The following is an 18,123-nucleotide window of genomic DNA, read 5'->3' as shown; positions in this document are numbered from 1 at the left end:
TGCCTCCTCATTCCCCGCCGCGGAGGATGGAGTTGCCCTCGTGCAGGGGCTCCGGTTCCGGGGTGTCGAGCTGGAGGCGGCCGCTGAGGCCGTAGAAGGCCACGGGGTTGCGCCACAGCACCTTGTCGACGTCGTCCTCGCCGAACCCCGCGGCGAGCATGGCCTCGCCGGTGCTGCGGGTCTTGAGCGGGTCGCTCTTGCCCCAGTCCGCGGCCGAGTTGACCAGGATCTTCTCGGTTCCGTACTCCTTGAGCACGGCGACCATGCGGTCCTCGTCCATCTTGGTGTCGGGGTAGATGGAGAAGCCCATCCAGCAGCCGCTGTCGACGGCGTGCTTCATGGTGGTCTCGTTGAGGTGGTCGAGCAGGACGCGCTCCGTCGGCAGGGCGGATTCGCGGATGACGTCGACGGTGCGGTGCAGTCCCGCGAGCTTGTCGCGGTGCGGGGTGTGGACGAGGGCGGGCAGGCCGTGGTCGGCCGCCAACTGGAGCTGTGTGGCCAGTGCGGTGTCCTCCGCCGGGGTCATGGAGTCGTAGCCGATCTCACCGACGGCGACGACGTTGTCCTTGACGAGATAGCGGGGCAGCTCGTCGAGCACCGGCACACAGCGGGGGTCGTTCGCCTCCTTGGGGTTCAGCGCGATGGTGCAGTGGTGCGCGATGCCGTACTGGGCCGCACGGAACGGCTCCCAGCCCAGCAGGGCGTCGAAGTAGTCGGTGAAGGAGGCGACCGAAGTGCGGGGCTGCCCGAGCCAGAACGACGGTTCGACGAGCGCGCGGACTCCCGCCGCGTACATCGCCTCGTAGTCGTCGGTGGTGCGGGAGGTCATATGGATGTGGGGGTCGAAGATGCGCATCAGATCTCCTCCGTGGGGGACGTCAGGGCGAGGACGCGGTGGAGGTCGGCGGGGACGGGACGGCCGGCCGCGGTGCGCTCGGCGGCGTAGTCGCCGAGCATCCTGGCGAGTTCCGCATCGCCGCGGACGCGCCGTTCGAGTCCGTGGGCGCTTTCCACGGGCACACCGGTGAACAGGCACTTCAGCAGGGCGTGGCGCCAGGCGTGGGGGTCGAGGTGCTCGCAGGCGTAGGGGCCGACGGCGGCGGCGACCAGCCGGGTGTCGTTGGTTCGCAGCGCGTCCTCCACCAGCGGGAGGCCGGCGGAGGGCGGTGGGGCGAGCCGGGGCAGCGCCAGGAGGACGGCTCGGCGTTCGGCGGCGCTGCCCTGTTGGTAGAGGCGGGTCAGGGTGGCGGCGTCGGCGCGTGCCTCGACGAGCAGCAGGGCGCGGACGGTGTCGGCGTTGTCCTGGCCGCATTGACGGCCCGCGGCGGCGAAGCGCATCTCCCATGAGCGTGACGCGTACACGGTGGTGGCGTCCTCACCGGCGTCGGCGGCGTGCGCGGCCTCGGCGAGCGACTCGTCGAGCCAGGCGCGGGCGGCTCCGCCGAGCCGGCTGTCCAGGTCCTTGCGGGTCATCAGCATGCAGCCGCCCCCTTGGTGCGCAGGAACTCGATGGAGGTGCGGGCGAGTTCGGGGCCCGCGTGGGAGTGGCGGGGCAGTTCGACGACCGTCAGGCCCTGGTAGCCGGTGGCCGCGAGGGCCGCGAGTACGGGCGGGAAGTCGATCTCGCCGTCGCCGAACGGGAGGTGCTCGTGGACGCCCCGGCGCATGTCCTCGATCTGGACGTGCCGCAGCCAGGGAGCCGCGTCGCGGATGCAGTCCGCGGGCGGCGCCGCCTCCAGGCACTGGCAGTGGCCGATGTCGAGCGTGAGGCCGAGCGGGGCGGGGCTGTCGAGAAGACCTCGGAGGTGGTGGAAGTCGGCGAGGGTGGCGAGCAGATGCCCCGGTTCCGGTTCGATGGCGAGGGGCACTCCGGCGCGTTCCGCGGCGTCCAGCACGGGGGTGAGGGCCTCGGTGAGGCGTTTCCACGCCGTGTCGTCGTCGGTTCCGGCCGGGGTGATGCCGCTGAAGCAGTGGACGGCGTGAGCGCCCAGGTCGGCGGCGACCTGCACCGCGGTGATGAGCAGGGCGGTCCGGGCGGCCCGCTGGTCCGGATCGGCGTCGAGCAGTGACGGCCCGTGCTTGCGCCGCGGGTCGAGCACATACCGGGCGCCCGTCTCGACCGTGACCTCCAGGCCCAGCTCCCCCAGCCGGGCGGACACCTGACGGGTGCGGGCGGCGAGATCGGAGGCCAGCGGGTCCAGGTGCATGTGGTCGAGGGTGAGACCGACGCCGTCGTAGCCGAGGTCGGCCAGCAGGGCGAGCGCGTCGGACAGACGCAGGTCCGTCAGCCCGTTCGTGCCGTAGCCGAGACGGATGGAGGGAGCGGGGCTTCGGCTCATGTGGGGCTCACCTTCCGTGCGAGCTTGCGGGCGAGCGGGACGAGTCCCATCAGGGCCAGCGCCGACGCGCCGCCGCCGGCGCGTGCGGCGAGCGCTGCCTGGAGCGGGATCATCGCCCGGATGCCACCGCCCACCGCGCGCTGGGTGAGCGGCGGGGACGGGTTGAGGGCGGCGTGCAGGAAGGGCTTCGCGGCGGTGCGGACGTACGCGCCCGCGAGTGCGGTGACCAGCAGCCGTGCCGCAGGTGTGCCCGGGGAGGTGCGCTGTTCGCGGATGCCGAGCGCCCCGAGCCCCAGGGTGGCGGCGAGCGCGGTGAGGGGTACGAGCGTCGATCCGCCGTGGGCCTCGTGCCGTGACACGGAGGTGACGGCGTAGGTGTGCGCGCCCATCACCAGGGCACCGGGCAGTGCGGCACGGGTCGTCGGGACGGTGGTGGCGCCTGCGCCGCGTACCGCCGTGCCGATCACGGAACTGCCGCGGGCCGGCGCACCGACGACCGACCTGGCACGCGCCATGCCGGTGGCCGCCGTACCCAGGCCCGACGCGGCGCGCGCAGCCGTACCGGATGTCGCCGCCGTTCCTGTCGCCGCCGTTCCTGTCGCCGCCGTTCCTGTCGCCGCCGCTCCCAGCAGTACGTCCAGGCTCCGTGCCGCCGCCATCGCCGCCGGGCCTCCGCGGGTGTGCTTGACGTGCAGGTCGTACGACCAGACCGTTGCCGCGAGCGCGGTGGCCAGGGCGAGTGGCCGACGGCCGGCGGCCGCGGACAGGGCGAGGCCCGCTCCCGTCAGGACCGCTGCCGCCGCCAGTGCGGACCGCGGGGCGATACGGCCCGAGGGAATGGGCCGGTGCGGGCGGTCGATCGCGTCCTCGTCGCGGTCCGCCCAGTCGTTGAGGGCCATACCCGCCTCGTACAGGCAGAGCGAGGACCCGAGGGCGAGGGCCGTGCCGCGGTTGGGGGCCACACCGAGGGCCGCCGCACCGGCGAGTGCGTCTCCGGGGACGGTGAACAGGGCCGAGACACGGAGCAGTTCGGCCCAGGCTCCCAGGTCCCGCTTCCTCACGCCGCCTCCCGCAGCCGCTCGGCGAACGTCAGGAGCGCCTCGAACTGCTCGGACAGTCCGGCGGGGCCTCCGTCGGGGTCCTTGAAGTAGAAGCCCAGCTCCGGCAGCGGTCCCTCGATGCCCACTTCGTGGGCCCGGGCGACGAGCCGCGCCAGGTCGAGCACGAGCGGCGCGGCGAGTGCCGAGTCGCAGCCCTGCCAGATCGTCTGGAGGATCATCCGCGAACCGAGGAAGCCGTCGAAGGCGATGTGGTCCCAGGCGGTCTTCCAGTCGCCGAGCGCGGGCACGTCGTCGATGTGCACCTCGCCCTGCGGGGTGTGGCCGAGGGCGTCGGCGAGGACGCGTTCCTTGCCGGCGTTCTTCGCCGCCGCGGCTGCCGGATCGGCCAGCGCCGCTCCGTCCCCGCCGCCCAGCAGGTTGGTGCCCGACCAGGCCCGTACGGACAGGGCGCGTTGCACGAACATCGGGGCGAGCACGGAACGGAGCAGCGTCTGGCCTGTCTTGCCGTCACGGCCGGCGTGGGGAAGTCCACCGGCGGCGGCGGCGTCCATGAGGGCCTCGGTGCGCAGCCCGGTGGAGGGGGTGAAGTTCACGAAGGGGCAGTCGGCGCGGACGGCCGCGGCCGCGTAGAGGGAGCTGGGCGGCAGCCGCACCGCACCCGGTTCCGGCAGGGGTTCGGTGGAGGAGACGTTGATGACGACGACCCGGGCGAGTGCGTGCCGCTCCCGGAAGTCGCGTATGTCGGCGGCGAAGGCGGCGATGAGTTCCTCGTCGCTGCGGGTGTCGCCGGACTGCGGGCCGCCGGGACGTATCTCGGCGTCGGCGGCGGTGAGTTCACCGCGTACGGCGGCCGCGAGTCCGTGCGGGAGCACGCCGGCCGCGGTGAGTTCCTCGGCCCGCTTGGGCAGCGGGCAGTGTGCGGTGTCGTGGCCGCCGAAGACCAGCGACGGCAGGGCGGGCAGCCGCGATGCCGCGAAGGGCGGTGTCTCGGTGACCATGCCCGTCGGCGGATGCAGGCCCGCGCTGACCGCGGCGCATCCGGCGACGGCCGTGGTGGCGACGGAGCCGCGGGCTCCGACGAACCAGACTCCGGTGCTTACATTCTCGTTCGTCACGGACTGCCTCCCTGCCTTGCGATGGGGTGGAGGACGGCGGGCGGGGGGTACGGCGCCTCCCCGCCCGCCGCCGTCTGGGGGGCGCCTAGGAGGGCAGCTCCCTGAGTTGGATGTTGCGGAAGGACGCCTGGTCGCCGGCTCCGTGGTTCTGGAGACCGATGTAGCCGTCCTTCAGACTGCGGGCCGGGTCCGTGTTGGTGTAGTCGTTGATCTTCACGCCGTTCAGGAAGACCTGGAGACGTTCACCCTGGACCTTGATCTCGTAGCTGTTCCACTGTCCCGGCGGCCGCAGGACGCGGTCGCGGGCCTTGATGTCCGCCGACTTGAAGCCGTAGACCGCGCCCGTGGTGCGGTCGGCGGCGTCGGTGGCGTCGATCTGCACCTCGTAGCCGTTGTTCACGGCCGACCAGGGGTCGTCGGAGGCCGGGAAGCCCACGAAGACACCGGAGTTGTCGTCGCCGTCGAGCTTCCAGTCGAGCTTGAGGGAGTACGACTTCAGCTCCTTGGCCTGGTACCAGGCCATGCCCATGCCGCCCTCGGTGCGCATCTCGCCGTCGACGACGTTGAACTTGCCGGGCCCGGCCTGCTTCCAGCCCTCCAGCGTCTTGCCGTTGAAGATGGAGCGGTAGCCGGTCTGGGGCTTGCAGTCGGCCTTGACCTGGCCGGAGGCGTAGCGCAGGCCGCCCAGCAGGTGCTGCTTGAAGGCCGGCTCGGCGTACGACTCCTTGGTGTGGCCGCCGCCGGTGTAGAAGGAACGGCCGCCCTCGTAGGTCTGGCACCAGGCGATCGGGTGGTCGCCCTTCATCGTGCCGCCCTGGTAGGTGGTCTCGTCCAGGGTCGCCAGCACCCGGGCCTGGTCACGCGGGTTGGTGCGGTAGTTGTACCACTCGTCCGTGCGCTCCCAGGCCTCGTCGAGGTGCGCGGTCGAGGGGTGGGTGTGGTCCTCGACCCGCACGGTCGCGGGCTGGATCTGCGGATGCGAGGCGAAGTAGGCGCCGACGAGCCCGCCGTAGAACTTCCAGTCGTACTCGGTGTCGGCGGCCGCGTGGATGCCCATGTACCCGCCGCCGGTGGCGACGTAGTTCTCGAACGCCTTCTGCTGGTCGGCGTTCAGGACGTCACCGGTGGTGGAGAGGAACGCGACGGCGTCGTAGCGGGCGAGGTTGCTGGTGGTGAACTGCCCGGCCTCCTCCGTCGCGTCGACCGTGATGTTGCTGGACTTGCCGAGTTCCTTCAGGGCCGCGACTCCGGTGGCGATGGAGTCGTGACGGAAGCCGGCGGTCTTGGAGAAGACGAGGACGCGCTTGGCGGTCCGGTCGGGTGCGCTGTTGGAGAGCTCGAAGTCGTCGACGTCGTAGAGCGCTCCGGCGCCGCCCTTGAAGACCAGGAAGAGTTCGGTGGTCTTCTTGGGCACGGCCCGCAGGGGCACGTCGATGTCCTGGAAGGTGTCCCAGCTTCCGGTGACCGGCACGGGCGCGGAGCCGAGGATCGGGCCCTTCGCCGAACCGGTGCGCACCTCGAGGAAGCCGCCGGCCCCGCCGGAGGAGATCCGGGCGGTGAGCTTGGTGGAGCCGGTCAGGTTGTACGGCTTGAAGGAGATCCAGTCGTCGTTGTCGATGTCACCGACGGTCTTGCCGCCGTTGGCGCTCGCCTTGTCGTAGACCTTGATGCCGGAGGAGCCGGTGAAGTGCTCGGCCTGCCGGTGGCGCGGCTGGAGCTGCGCCTGGTCGTGCGAGGTGAGCGCGGCCTGACCGCCGCCTCCGCCGTCGGTGTACTCGGCGTCGAAGACTCCGAAGATGTTGGCGTTGGGGTCGTGTCCGCCGTCGGAGGAGGTCTTGATGGTGCCGGTGCAGCCGTTGGCCGAGGTCACGGGGTGCCCGTGGCTGTCATGGCCGAGGATGTACGTCACCTTGACCTTGGCGCAGTCGATGGCACCGTCTTCGGGATCGGTGACCGTGACCTTGAAGGGGATCTCGTCGCCGAAGCTGAACAGGGTTCCCTCGGCGGGCAGTTCGAGTGTCACCTTCGGTGCGGTGTTGCCGACGACGATGTGCACGCTGGCGGAGCCGGTGCGGCCGGTCGAGTCCTTGGCTGTGACGGTCGCGGTGTAGGTGCCGTTCTTCTTGTACGTGTGGCTGGGGTTGGCGTCGGTGGACGTGCCGCCGTCGCCGAAGTCCCAGGCGTAGGTGAGGGCATCGCCGTCACCGTCGGTGGTGCCGGCCGAGGAGAAGGCGACCTTCAGGGGCGCCTTGCCGGAGGTCTTACTGGCCGAGGCCTCGGCGACGGGTGAGCGTCCGCCGGTGGCGTTCTCGATCCGGTAGAGGCCGGAGTTCTCGTCACCACCGAACCAGGCGGTTCCGTAGTCCAGCACGTACAGCGCGCCGTCCGGACCGAAGGCCATGTCCATGATCTGCGTACCGGTCCACGGCACGGCGTTGATGGACTGGACCGCGCCGTCCTCGCCCTGCTCGATCCGCTTGATCCAGCGGCGGCCGAACTCACCGGCGAAGAAGTCGCCGTCGTAGGCCTCCGGGAACTTCACCGGGGAGTCGGACGCGGCGTCGTACCGGTAGACGGGTCCGCCCATCGGGGACTCGGAGCCACTGCCGAACTCGGGCACCGATCCGCCGTCGTAGGGGATCCAGGCTGCCTGCGCGGGCGGCAGGTCGACCAGGCCGGTGTTGTGCGGCGACTCGTTCTTGGGTGCCGCGCAGTCGAAGGCCGCGCCGGACTCCTTGGTCGCGAAGTCGTAGTCGACATAGGCGTCGTTGTTGCCGGTGCAGAACGGCCAGCCGTAGTTGCCGGGCTTGGTCACCCGGGCGAACTCCACCTGTCCGGCCGGACCGCGCTTGGGGTCGGCCGCGCCCGCGTCGGGCCCGTAGTCGCCGACGTAGACGATGCCCGTCTTCTTGTCGACGCTGAAGCGGAAGGGGTTGCGGAAGCCCATCGCGTAGATCTCGGGCCGGGTCTTGTCGGTCCCGGGCGTGAAGAGGTTGCCCTCGGGGACCGAGTAGGTCGCGTCGTCGTTCACCTTGATGCGCAGGATCTTGCCGCGCAGGTCATTGGTGTTGCCCGAGGTCCGGCGGGCGTCGTACGCGGGGTTGCGGCCGGGGCGGTCGTCGATGGGGGTGTATCCGTCGGACGCGAAGGGGTTGGAGTCGTCGCCGGTCGACAGATAGAGGTTGCCCTGCGCGTCGAAGTCGATGTCGCCGCCGACGTGGCAGCAGATGCCGCGCGTCGCCGGAACGTCGAGGATCTTCTTCTCGCTGGCGTTGTCGAGGGTGCCGTCGGCCTTGAGGACGAAGCGGGAGAGCCGGTTGACGCCGTCGAACTTGGCGAAGTCGGCGGGGGTGCCCTCATTGGGGGCGTCGCCCGCGGGGGTGTCCATCGGGGGTGCGTAATAGAGGTAGATGAAGCGGTTCTCACTGAACTTCGGGTCCAGGCCGATGCCTTGGAGACCCTCTTCGTCGTGCGAGTAGACCGGGATGGTGCCGACCACGCGGGTGTTGCCGGCGCTGTCGGTCATCCGCAGCTCGCCGTTGCGGGACGTGTGCAGCACGCTGCGGTCGGGCAGCACGGCCAGCGACATGGGTTCGCCGGTCTCCTCGCCCCCCTTGGCGAGAGTGACCTGCTGGAACTCCTCGGCGGCCGGCGCCGGCTCGGGATCGGCGGCGGCCGCGATCTGGGGTGCGGTGAAGAGAAGCGAGGTTGCGGCGAGGAGGCTGCCGGTGAGGAGTGCGAGCGATTTTCTTGCTCTGGGCCTTTTCCTGTGCACGAATGTCCTCCGGGATGGGCCGGTCGAACGGGCGGGGCGGTGTTCTGCCCTCAACCGCCGGGCGGGCTGATCGTGGAACCGGAGTGCGCCGTCACGCCGGGGACCACCTATGTCCTGTACACCTCATGGGACGGTAGTCGGGTTCGTCCTGGACGGAAAGCCCTTGTGCAGAAGGGAAGTTCAACTTTTTCCTACCGCAGGACAAAGGCGAACCCGGGCAGGCCGGACAGGCCCGGCGGCGGATCTGCCGCCGGGCGCTGAACTGCCTGAACACTGCTCGGAGAGCTAGTCGCCGCCTCCGAAGGCCGCGTCGAAGGATGCGGTGGGCGGATCGAAATCGAACCGCTTGAGGTCGGCAAGCGCTTCCGGAGCGCCCGCCAGCCGGTCCATGCCGGCGTCCTCCCACTCCACCGAGATCGGCCCGTCGTAGCCGATCGAGCGGAGCATCCGGAACACGTCCTCCCAGGGGACGTCACCATGTCCGGCCGAGACGAAGTCCCAGCCACGGCGCGGGTCGCCCCAGGGCAGATGCGAGCCGAGGCGTCCGTTCCGTCCGTCGAGACGCTTGCGCGCCTCCTTGCAGTCGACGTGGTAGATCCGGTCCCGGAAGTCGTACAGGAAGCCGACCGGGTCCAAGTCCTGCCAGACAAAGTGGCTCGGGTCGAAGTTCAGTCCGAAGGCGGGCCGGTTGCCGACGGCCTCCAGTGCCCGCTTGGTGGTCCAGTAGTCGTACGCGATCTCGCTCGGGTGCACCTCGTGCGCGAACCGCACCCCCTCGGCGTCGAAGACGTCGAGAATCGGGTTCCAGCGCTCGGCGAAGTCCTCGTAGCCCCGCTCGATCATCCGCTCCGGCACCGGCGGGAACATCGCGACCAGATGCCAGATCGAGGATCCGGTGAAACCGACCACCGTCCGCACGCCGAACGCGGCGGCGGCCCGGGCGGTGTCCTTCAGCTCCTCGGCGGCCCGCCGGCGCACACCCTCGGGCTCACCGTCGCCCCAGATACGTGCGGGCAGGATCCCCTGGTGCCGCTCGTCGATGGGGTTGTCGCAGACGGCCTGGCCGACGAGGTGGTTCGAGATCGCCCAGCACTTCAGCCCGTACTTGTCGAGCAGCGCATGCCGGCCGTCCAGGTAGGACGGGTCGGCGAGAGCCTTGTCGACCTCGAAGTGGTCGCCCCAGCAGGCCAGTTCGAGCCCGTCGTATCCGAAGTCGCGGGCGAGCCGGCACACCTCCTCGAGGGGCAGATCGGCCCACTGGCCGGTGAAGAGCGTGAACGGACGTGGCATGGAGGCCTCCTAATCGTGCGCCTGTACGGGGGTGTAGACGGCGTTCTTCTCGGCGCTCTCCTCCACCGCGGCGAGTACCCGCTGCACCTGGAGCCCGTCCGCGAACGACGGTGCGGGCTGACGGCCCGTGGCGATGGCCTCGACCAGGTCGCGCGCCTGGTGGGTGAAGGTGTGCTCGTAGCCGAGCGCGTGACCCGGCGGCCACCACGCCTCGAGATACGGATGCTCCGACTCGGTCACCAGGATCCGGCGGAACCCCGCGGTGGCCGCGGGCTCGGTGTTGTCGTGGAAGGAGAGCTCGTTGAGCCGCTCCAGATCGAACGCGATCGCTCCGAGCTCGCCGTTGATCTCCAGCCGCAGAGCGTTCTTGCGGCCCGATGCCATCCGGGTGGCCTCGAAGGAGGCGAGCGCGCCCGACGCCAGCCGCCCGGTGAACAGGGCCGCGTCGTCGACCGTGACCGGACCCCGCTCGGCGCCGCCCGCTGCGGACAGCCCCGTCGACGCCCCGGCAAGCAGCGGACGCTCCCGTACGAAGGTCTCCGAGAGGGCCGACACCCCGACGAGGGGCTCCCCCGCCAGATACTGGGCGAGGTCGACGATGTGCGCCCCCAGATCGCCGAGCGCCCCGGAGCCCGCGTGCTCGCGCTGGAGCCGCCAGGTCAGCGGGAACTCCGGGTCGACGAGCCAGTCCTGCAGATAGGTGAAGCGCAGATGGCGGAGGGTGCCGAGGCGCCCCTCCCCGATCAGCTTCCGGGCATAGGCGATGGCCGGCACCCGCCGGTAGTTGAAGCCGACCATCGCCACCTGGCCTCGCGCACGGGCGCGTTCGGCCGCCGCCGTCATCGCCTCGGCCTCCGCGACCGAGTTCGCGAGCGGCTTCTCGCACAGGACGTGCTTGCCCGCCTCCAGGGCCGCGATGGCGATCTCCGCATGGCTGTCACCCGGGGTGCAGACGTCGACGAGCTGTACGTCGTCCCGGGTGATGAGGTGGCGCCAGTCGGTCTCCGCCGCGGCCCAGCCGTGCCGGTCCGCCGCGGCGCGCACCGCAGACGGGTCGCGGCCGGCTATCGCGGCGAGGACGGGCCGCATCGGCAGGTCGAAGACCCGTCCCACGGTGCGCCACCCCTGGGAGTGGGCGGCGCCCATGAACGCGTATCCGACCATGCCGACGCCGAGTGTCGGCGGCGCGGCTCCACTGTCCCTCTGTTCCATACGGATTCCTCCTCGTCGGTCTGCTCGGTGGGGGCGGGCGCGCCGGTCAGCTGAAGCCGGTGGGCAGGTACTGGTCGACGTTCTCCTTGGTGACGACGGCCGAGTACAGGGTGAGCGAGGCGGGAATCTCGAGTTCGGCGAGGCCGCTGACACCCTTGGCCTGTCCGAGGGCGCGGGCGATGTCGATGGCGGAGGCGGCCATCGTCGGCGGGTAGAGCACGGTGGCCTTCAGCACGCTGTTGTCGGCCTTGATGGCGTCCATCGCCGACTTGGCGCCGGCGCCGCCGACCATCAGGAAGTCGTCGCGGCCTGCCTGCGCGATGGCGCGCAGCGCCCCCACGCCCTGGTCGTCGTCGTGGTTCCACAGCGCGTCGAACTGGCTCTGGGCCTGGAGGAGTTGGGCCATCTTGGCCTGGCCGGACTCGACGGTGAAGTCGGCGGCCTGACGGGCCACCTTCTTGATGTTGGGGTAGTTCTTGAGCGCGTCGTCGAAGCCCTGGGTGCGCTGCTTGGTGAGCTCGAGGTTGTCGATGCCCGCCAGCTCGATGACCTTGGCGTTGGGCTTGTTCTTGAGCTGCTCGCCGATGTACCGGCCGGCGTTGAGGCCCATGCCGTAGTTGTCGCCGCCGATCCAGCAGCGGTAGGCCTGCGGGGAGGCGAAGATGCGGTCCAGGTTGATGACGGGGATGCCCGCCTTCATGGCCTGGAGGCCGACCTGGGTCAGGGCCTTTCCGTCGGCCGGGAGGACGACGAGCACGTCGACCTTCTTGTTGATCAGCGTCTGGATCTGGCCGATCTGGGTGGCCGTGTCGTTGGAGCCCTCAGTGATGTCGAGTGTCACGTCGGAGTACTTCTTCGCCCGTGACCTGGCGTTCTGGTTGATCGCGTTCAGCCAGCCGTGGTCGGCCTGCGGTCCGGCGAAGCCGATGGTGACGGCCTTGCCGGGCTTGTCGTCGGCCACCGGCGCGTTGTTGGTGGCCTCGCCCTTCGATTCGGGCTCGTTGCTGGTGCAGGCGGTCAGCAACGCACCGGCGCCGATGGCGGCGGTGCCGAAGAGGAGTCCTCTGCGGCTGGGTACGGGGATTTCTGGCATGGCGGATCAACCCTTCGCTGGGCGGTGCGACAGATGGGGGATGGGGGACGGGGGTGGCGTGGACGGCCTGGTGGTCAGGCGTCCCCGCCGCGCAGGGTGCGGTGCTGCACCAGGACGGCCGCGACGATGATCGCGCCCTTGGCGATCTGCTGGACGGCGGTCTCCAGGTTGTTGAGGGCGAAGATATTGGTGATGGTGGTGAAGACGAGGACACCGAGGACGGAGCCGACGATGGTGCCGCGGCCTCCGCTCAGCAGGGTGCCGCCGATGATCGCGGCGGCGATGGCGTCGAGCTCGTAGAGGTTGCCGTTGGTGTTCTGACCGGAGCCGGCGAGGACGATCAGCATGAAGGCCGCGATGCCGCAGCACAGGCCGGAGAGCAGGTAGAGGTAGAGCCGCTGCCTGCGGACGTCGATGCCGGCGAGCCGGGCGGCTTCCGCGTTGCCGCCGACGGCGACACTGCGGCGTCCGAACGTCGTACGGTTCAGCACCAGCCAGCCGACGACCGTGACCGCGGCGAACACGAGCACCAGCGGCGGGATGCCGAGGACGTACGCGTCCTTCACGCCGAGGTCGAGCACCGAGTTCACCGTGACGATCTGGGTGTTGCCGTCGGTGATCTGCAGAGCGAGTCCGCGGGCCGAGGCGAGCATGGCCAAAGTGGCGATGAAGGGAACCATCCGCCCGTAGGCGATCAGTACCCCGTTCACCAGTCCGCAGGCGACGCCCACGATCACGGCGGTGAACAGGATGCCGGCGAAGCCGTACTCCTGGGTGGCCAGGGTGGTCGCCCACACCGATGCCAGCGCCACGATCGCGCCGACCGACAGGTCGATGCCGCCGCTGATGATCACGAACGTCATACCGACGGTGACGACACCGATGACGGACGCCTGGGTGAGGACGAGTTGGAGGTTGCTGACGGCGAGGAACTGATCGGGCTTGGTGATGCCGCCGACCAGGATCAGCACGGCCAGCACACCGAGCAGAGAGAGGTTGCGGACATCGGCGCGCAGTCCGAGCGGTCGCCGGCCCCCGGTGTCCGGTGCTGTCTTGGCAGTGGGTGGCGGCGCGTCCTGCTGCGCAGGGGTGGCTGGCTGCGTCATGCCGTCGGGCTCCCTTCCATCACAAGGTCGAGTACGCGGTGCTCGTCCAGCTCCCGGGCGTCGGCCGTGTGCACGACGCTGCCCTCGCGCAGGACGAGCACCCGGTCGGCGAGGCCCAGGACTTCGGGGACTTCGCTGGAGACGAGTAGTACGGCGAGGCCTTCGTCGGCCAGCCGCCGGATCACGGCGTAGAGCTCGGCGCGTGCGCCGACGTCCACGCCTCGGGTCGGCTCGTCCAGCAGCAGGACCTTGCAGCCGCGCAGCAGCCAGCGCGCGAGCACGGCCTTCTGCTGGTTGCCGCCGGAGAGCGTTCGGATACGGGCGTCGGGGTTGTCCGGGCGCAGGGAGAGTTCCCTGGTCGCCTGCTGCGCCGCGGCCCGCTCGGCACGGCCGTCGAGCCAGCCGCCGCGGGAGAAGCGGGAGAGCGTGGAGACCGACACATTGCGGGTGACCGATTCGAGCATCAGCAGCGCCTGTGCCTTGCGCTCCTCGGGTGCGAGCCCGATGCCGGCGCGCACCGCGGAGCGGACGCTGCCGGTGCGCAGCGGGGTCCCGTCGACGACGACGCGTCCGGCGGTGGGCCTGCGGGCGCCGTAGATCGTCTCCAGGATCTCGGAACGTCCCGAGCCGACCAGACCGGCGAGCCCGACGATCTCGCCCGGCCGCAGTTCGAGGTCGACGGGCGCGAACTCCCCTTTCCTGGTGAGACCTTCGACCCGCAGCACGGGCGGCCGGCTGTCGGCCGCGACCGGATCGGGGCGCTCGGGGAACACGTACTCGACGTTCCGTCCGGTCATCAGCGCGACGACCTCGCGGGTCGGCGTGGTCTTCGCCGGCAGTCCGACCGCGACCGCGCGACCGTCCTTGAGGACGGTGACCCGGTCGCCGATGGTGCGGATCTCCTCGAGGCGGTGGGAGATGTAGACGACCGCGACGCCCTCGGCGGTGAGGTCGCCGACGATACGGAACAGGTTGGCGACCTCGTCGGGGTCGAGCGCCGCGGACGGCTCGTCCATCACGATCAGCCGTACGTCGTGGGAGAGCGCGCGGGCCATGGACACGATCTGCTGCTGGGCGGCTGAGAGGTCGCCGACGAGGCGGCCGGGGTCGATCTCCGGGTGTCCGAGACGCTTGAGGAGCCTGCTCGCCGACGCGCGGGCCTCGCCGCCGCGTACGACGAAGCCGGCCGCGGTGGGCTCATGGCCCAGGAAGACGTTCTCGGCGACCGACAGGCCCTCCACCAGGTCGAGTTCCTGGTAGATGGTGGCGATGCCGAGCCGCATGGCCGCGATGGGCGACTTCAGCGAGACGGTCTCGCCCTGCCAGGTGATGGTGCCGCCGTCGGGCTGGTGGACTCCGGCGAGGACCTTGATCAGGGTGGACTTGCCCGCGCCGTTCTGGCCGAGCAGGCACTGCACTTCGCCGGCCTGGACCTCCAGGTCGACGCCGTCGAGTGCGCGGACGCCCGGGAACGACTTGGTGATTCCGGACATGGTGAGCAGGGGTGATTCTGGTGCCATGACAAATCCCCTCGGCGGGTGCGGCCGGTGAGTCGGGCAGTCCGTGGTGCGTGGGTGCGGCAGGGCGGGTGGAGCGAGAGAGCTGGTGGTGCCGTGGGGCTGGTGGTGCGGCAGAGCTGGTGGTGCCGTGGTGCCGGCGGTGCGGTGTTGCTGAACGTGCCGGTGGTGACTGTGGTGCCGTGGTGCTGACGGTGGCAGTGGTTCCGGTGAGGCTCGTGGTATCGCGGTGCCTGGCAGTGCTCGTGGTGCCGTCGTGCTGGTTGCGTGAGGCGCCGGCCCGGGCGGCCGGCCCGGGGGTCAGGCCGGTGAGAAGAGGTGGTCGCTGATGAGCCGGGCCGCGCCGATCACTCCGGCGGTCGGCCCCAACTCGCCCAGCACAATGGGCAGGTTCCCGGTGGCCAGGGGCAGCGACTGGCGGTAGACCTGGGTCCGGACGCTGGCCAGCAGCGTGTGACCGAGTCCGGTCACCCCGCCGCCGATCACCACGAGACCCGGATTGAAGAAGCTGACGAGCCCGGCGATGACCTGGCCGACGCGGTTGCCTCCCTCTCGGATCAGCTCGATCGAGGTGGTGTCACCGGCGGCCGCCGCGGCCGCGACATCGACGGCGGTGAGCCGACCAGCCGTCTCCAGCCGTGCGGCGAGTTCTTCGGAGCGGCCGCTGCGGGCCGCTTCCTCGGCGTCCCCGGCCAGTGCGGCACCACTGAAGTGGGCCTCCAGGCAGCCCTTGTTACCGCAGGCGCAGGGGCGGCCGTCGGGCTCGACCTGGATGTGGCCGATGTCGCCCGCGCTGCCCGTCGTACCGCGGTAGACCTCTCCGCCGACGACGATGCCGCAGCCGATACCGGTGCCGATCTTGATGCAGAGGAAGTCCACGACGGAGCGCGCGACGCCCGCGTGCTGCTCCCCCATCGCCATGAGATTCACGTCGTTGTCGACCATGACCGGGCAGCCGAGGTCCTGGCTGAGCGCCTCGCGGACCGGGAATCCGTCCCAGCCGGGCATGATCGGCGGTGCGACCGGCACGCCCTCGGGGAAGCGGACCGGACCCGGCACACCGATGCCCGCGCCGTCGAAGCCCTCGGCGAGGCCGGTTGCCCGCAGCTTGGCGGCCATCGACAGCACCTGCTCGAAGACGGCGACCGGACCCTCGCGGACGTCCATCGGGTGGTTGAGGTGTCCGAGCACTTCCAGTTCGGCGTTGGTGACGGCCACGTCGATGGACGTGGCGCCGATGTCCACACCGAGAAAGCGCAGTTCGGGCGCGAGCCGGATGTTGTGGGAACGCCGGCCGCCGCGCGAGGCGGCGAGTCCGTCGGCGACCACCAGTCCGGTCTCCAGCAGCCGGTCGACCTCGACGGCGAGCTTGGACCGGGAGAGATCGACCTGGTCGCCGAGCTGCGCACGGGAGTTGGGGCCCCCGTCGCGCAGCAGCTTGAGGAGTCGCGCCTGATGCGCGTTCGCGGGTCGAGCGGTCATGCGTCTCACGAACCCCTCCCTCCCCTGGCCATCGGCACGGGGCACCTGATGCGGCTCCGTCTTGTCGTGCTTTCGAGGGGAACGTAGCAGCGCTTTCCCCAAGTGGGAAGAACTTGCGCAGAGTTCCGGTCCAACTTTCTCCACACTCGGGACAAAGACCAGTTCGTGAATCCCCTTGCGCAATGGTCAAGAGTCGTTGACCATTACTCGCATGCCTACCGATGATCTCCCCGAGACGTTTCACGTCACCACTGACGAGCAGCTGCGTGCCGTCTCCAATCTCACGCGCCACCGGATCATGGCAGTGCTCCGCTTCGAGCCCGCGACGATCACGCAGATCGCCGAGCGAGTGGGCCTCGCGAAGGGGAGTTCCAGCTACCACGTGCGGCTGCTGGAGCGGGCCGGCCTGGTGAAGGTGGTACGGACACGAAAGGTGCGGGGGGTCACCGAGCGGTACTACGCGATGGCCGCGCGGTCGGTCACGCTGCCGGATCCGGGCGAAGGAGGGCCGGATGTGCTGATGCGCCACGCGGTGGCGGACCTGGAGGCGTCGGCGGCGGACGGCGAGCGGCACGTGCGGATGGCGCATCTGCGGCTCACCGAGGAGCAGTTCGCGGAGCTGGGAGCGCGGCTGGAGGAACTGGCGGACGAGTACCGGGAGCTGTCCGATCCGTCGCTGCCGGACGCGTCACTCGTCTTCGCACTGTTCCACCCGGCACCGCGCCGGCAGACCGGAGGGGACGCCAAGTGACGTCGGACGTTCGGAAGTTGCCGACCGGCTTCGGGCGGCTGTGGACGGCACAGACCGTGTCCTCGCTCGGTGACGGGGTGTCGCATGCCGCGCTGCCGCTGCTCGCGTTGACGTTGACGCGGGATCCGATGGCGCTCGCCGCCGTCACGGCCGCCGGGACGCTGCCGTGGATGCTCTTCGGGGTGCTCGGCGGTGCGCTGGTGGATCGCTGGGACCGTCGGCGCACGATGTGGGTCGCGGACGCGGCGCGTGCGGCGCTGCTCGCGATTCCGGCGGCAGCGGCCGTGCTCGACGTGCTGAGCATTCCGCTGCTCGCGGGCGTCGCCTTTCTGCTCGGCCTCGGCGGGCTGTTCTTCGATACGGCCGCCACGGCCTACCTGCCGGATCTGCTCCGCCGCGACCCCGCGCTCCTGGAGCGCGCCAACTCCCGTCTGCGCGGCGCCCAGACCGCCATGTCCGGTTTCGCGGGGCCGCCGGCGGGCAGTGCGCTGCTCGCGCTCGGGCGGGCGGTTCCCCTGCTCGCCGACGCGGTGTCGTTCCTGTTCTCCGCGCTGCTCGTCCGTACGCTGCCCGCCACGCCCCGGCCCGCACCGCAGGCGCGTGAGTCGCTGCTGCGGCAGGCGCGGGCCGGCGCCTCGTACGTGTTCCGGGATCAGCTGCTACTCGGGCTCGCGCTGCGTCCGGCGGTCGGGAACATCGCCTTCCTCGCAGTGGAGACCGTGCTCGCCCTCTTCGCGCACGATCGTCTCGGCATCGACACCTTCGGCTTCGGCCTGCTGCTCACGGCGGAGGCCACCGGCGGTCTGCTCGGCGCAGGCATCGCCTCCTTCCTCGGCCGACGACTCGGCACCGGCGCCGCGTTGACGTGCACGGCCGCAGTCGAGGGACTCGCCATTCTGGGCCTTGCCACCGCCCCGAACCCGTATCTCGCCGGCCTCGCACTCGCCGTCTGCGGAGCGGGCATGGGCGCCACGATGGTGCTCGCGCCCTCCCTCCGACAGGCGATCGTCCCTGCCCACCTGATGGGCCGGGTCGCCTCCACCTCCCGCATGCTCGCCATGTGCGCCGCCCCCTTCGGTGCCTTCCTCGGCGGCTGGCTGGCCACCGCCTACGACGTGCGAACCCCGCTGTACGCCGCCGCCGGCCTCCTCCTCACCATGACCACCATCACCGCGACCATGACCAGCAACCGCCGGGTCGAGGCGGCACTGCGCGCCGCCGCCCCGGCCGATGATCCGGATCACCCGGAATCCCGGGCCCCCGTACTGAAGCGTGCGTGAGAGTGCGTGAGGTCGGTGGGCCAGTGCTGAGCCGGGCCCGGCGTTCCCCGCCTCGGCCCTCGGAGCGTCGGACGCCCGTGCCCCACGGGACCCCGGCCCGAC

14 protein-coding genes are annotated in these 18,123 nt (G+C 70.7%); 2 read left to right on the top strand and 12 right to left on the bottom strand.

What is annotated here, in order from left to right:
- Positions 1-7: 7 nt before the first annotated feature.
- The 12 genes from OHA05_RS30120 to OHA05_RS30065 all read right to left on the bottom strand — a co-directional run bounded on the left by OHA05_RS30120 (position 8) and on the right by OHA05_RS30065 (position 15,990).
- Positions 8-856 (bottom strand): TatD family hydrolase, encoded by an 849-nt coding sequence (locus OHA05_RS30120; protein ID WP_328862242.1) that lies wholly within the window; start codon positions 854-856, stop codon positions 8-10.
- Positions 856-1,479: an EboA domain-containing protein gene (locus OHA05_RS30115; RefSeq protein ID WP_328862241.1), complete on the bottom strand. Its 624-nt coding sequence runs from the start codon at positions 1,477-1,479 to the stop codon at positions 856-858. Before OHA05_RS30115 ends, OHA05_RS30120 begins: the two co-directional genes overlap by 1 nt.
- Positions 1,473-2,339 (bottom strand): sugar phosphate isomerase/epimerase family protein, encoded by an 867-nt coding sequence (locus OHA05_RS30110; RefSeq protein WP_313943128.1) that lies wholly within the window; start codon positions 2,337-2,339, stop codon positions 1,473-1,475. The genes OHA05_RS30115 and OHA05_RS30110 overlap by 7 nt, the downstream gene beginning before the upstream one ends.
- On the bottom strand, positions 2,336-3,400 hold the full coding sequence (locus tag OHA05_RS30105; protein ID WP_328862240.1) for a UbiA family prenyltransferase: 1,065 nt from the start codon (positions 3,398-3,400) through the stop codon (positions 2,336-2,338). The genes OHA05_RS30110 and OHA05_RS30105 overlap by 4 nt, the downstream gene beginning before the upstream one ends.
- Positions 3,397-4,515 carry an inositol-3-phosphate synthase gene (locus OHA05_RS30100; RefSeq protein ID WP_328862239.1) on the bottom strand — a complete coding sequence of 373 codons (1,119 nt, stop codon included), beginning with the start codon at positions 4,513-4,515 and terminating at the stop codon, positions 3,397-3,399. Before OHA05_RS30100 ends, OHA05_RS30105 begins: the two co-directional genes overlap by 4 nt.
- 85 nt (positions 4,516-4,600) lie before the next feature.
- Positions 4,601-8,290: a ThuA domain-containing protein gene (locus tag OHA05_RS30095; RefSeq protein WP_328862238.1), complete on the bottom strand. Its 3,690-nt coding sequence runs from the start codon at positions 8,288-8,290 to the stop codon at positions 4,601-4,603.
- A gap of 285 nt (positions 8,291-8,575) precedes the next feature.
- The gene (locus OHA05_RS30090) at positions 8,576-9,580 is read right to left on the bottom strand and encodes a sugar phosphate isomerase/epimerase family protein (protein WP_313943132.1); all 1,005 of its coding nucleotides are present in this window, start codon (positions 9,578-9,580) and stop codon (positions 8,576-8,578) included.
- A gap of 9 nt (positions 9,581-9,589) precedes the next feature.
- Positions 9,590-10,792, bottom strand: a complete 1,203-nt coding sequence (locus tag OHA05_RS30085) for a Gfo/Idh/MocA family protein (protein ID WP_313943133.1) — start codon at positions 10,790-10,792, stop codon at positions 9,590-9,592.
- Positions 10,793-10,838: 46 nt separating this feature from the next.
- Positions 10,839-11,885, bottom strand: coding sequence for a substrate-binding domain-containing protein (locus tag OHA05_RS30080; RefSeq protein WP_328862237.1), 1,047 nt, complete (start codon positions 11,883-11,885; stop codon positions 10,839-10,841).
- 74 nt (positions 11,886-11,959) lie between these two features.
- Entirely contained in the window at positions 11,960-12,991 is a 1,032-nt protein-coding gene (locus OHA05_RS30075; RefSeq protein WP_313943135.1) for an ABC transporter permease, read from the bottom strand.
- Positions 12,988-14,511 carry a sugar ABC transporter ATP-binding protein gene (locus OHA05_RS30070; protein WP_313943136.1) on the bottom strand — a complete coding sequence of 508 codons (1,524 nt, stop codon included), beginning with the start codon at positions 14,509-14,511 and terminating at the stop codon, positions 12,988-12,990. Before OHA05_RS30070 ends, OHA05_RS30075 begins: the two co-directional genes overlap by 4 nt.
- A 297-nt stretch (positions 14,512-14,808) precedes the next feature.
- On the bottom strand, positions 14,809-15,990 hold the full coding sequence (locus OHA05_RS30065; RefSeq protein WP_313943138.1) for an ROK family transcriptional regulator: 1,182 nt from the start codon (positions 15,988-15,990) through the stop codon (positions 14,809-14,811).
- A 211-nt stretch (positions 15,991-16,201) separates the two neighbouring features.
- Here OHA05_RS30065 and OHA05_RS30060 point away from each other — a divergent pair, with 211 nt between their 5' ends.
- Together OHA05_RS30060 and OHA05_RS30055 are read left to right on the top strand one after the other, a co-directional pair.
- Positions 16,202-16,741, top strand: a complete 540-nt coding sequence (locus OHA05_RS30060) for an ArsR/SmtB family transcription factor (RefSeq protein WP_313943139.1) — start codon at positions 16,202-16,204, stop codon at positions 16,739-16,741.
- Entirely contained in the window at positions 16,738-18,021 is a 1,284-nt protein-coding gene (locus OHA05_RS30055; protein ID WP_328862236.1) for an MFS transporter, read from the top strand. The genes OHA05_RS30060 and OHA05_RS30055 overlap by 4 nt, the downstream gene beginning before the upstream one ends.
- Positions 18,022-18,123: the final 102 nt, after the last annotated feature.

It is taken from the genome of Streptomyces sp. NBC_00306, from assembly GCF_036169555.1.
Taxonomy (GTDB): Bacteria; Actinomycetota; Actinomycetes; order Streptomycetales; family Streptomycetaceae; genus Streptomyces; species Streptomyces achmelvichensis.
Note: the sequence above shows the minus strand (reverse complement) of the source record. Positions and strands in the feature narration are given on the sequence as shown.

What these genes read in the sequence shown, in the direction of transcription:
- OHA05_RS30120 (WP_328862242.1), bottom strand. Translation starts at nt 856, where the DNA reads ATGCGCATCTTCGACCCCCACATCCATATGACCTCCCGCACCACCGAC.
- OHA05_RS30115 (WP_328862241.1), bottom strand. Translation starts at nt 1,479, where the DNA reads ATGCTGATGACCCGCAAGGACCTGGACAGCCGGCTCGGCGGAGCCGCC.
- OHA05_RS30110 (WP_313943128.1), bottom strand. Translation starts at nt 2,339, where the DNA reads ATGAGCCGAAGCCCCGCTCCCTCCATCCGTCTCGGCTACGGCACGAAC.
- OHA05_RS30090 (WP_313943132.1), bottom strand. Translation starts at nt 9,580, where the DNA reads ATGCCACGTCCGTTCACGCTCTTCACCGGCCAGTGGGCCGATCTGCCC.
- OHA05_RS30085 (WP_313943133.1), bottom strand. Translation starts at nt 10,792, where the DNA reads ATGGAACAGAGGGACAGTGGAGCCGCGCCGCCGACACTCGGCGTCGGC.
- OHA05_RS30080 (WP_328862237.1), bottom strand. Translation starts at nt 11,885, where the DNA reads ATGCCAGAAATCCCCGTACCCAGCCGCAGAGGACTCCTCTTCGGCACC.
- OHA05_RS30075 (WP_313943135.1), bottom strand. Translation starts at nt 12,991, where the DNA reads ATGACGCAGCCAGCCACCCCTGCGCAGCAGGACGCGCCGCCACCCACT.
- OHA05_RS30070 (WP_313943136.1), bottom strand. Translation starts at nt 14,511, where the DNA reads ATGGCACCAGAATCACCCCTGCTCACCATGTCCGGAATCACCAAGTCG.
- OHA05_RS30065 (WP_313943138.1), bottom strand. Translation starts at nt 15,990, where the DNA reads ATGACCGCTCGACCCGCGAACGCGCATCAGGCGCGACTCCTCAAGCTG.
- OHA05_RS30060 (WP_313943139.1), top strand. Translation starts at nt 16,202, where the DNA reads ATGCCTACCGATGATCTCCCCGAGACGTTTCACGTCACCACTGACGAG.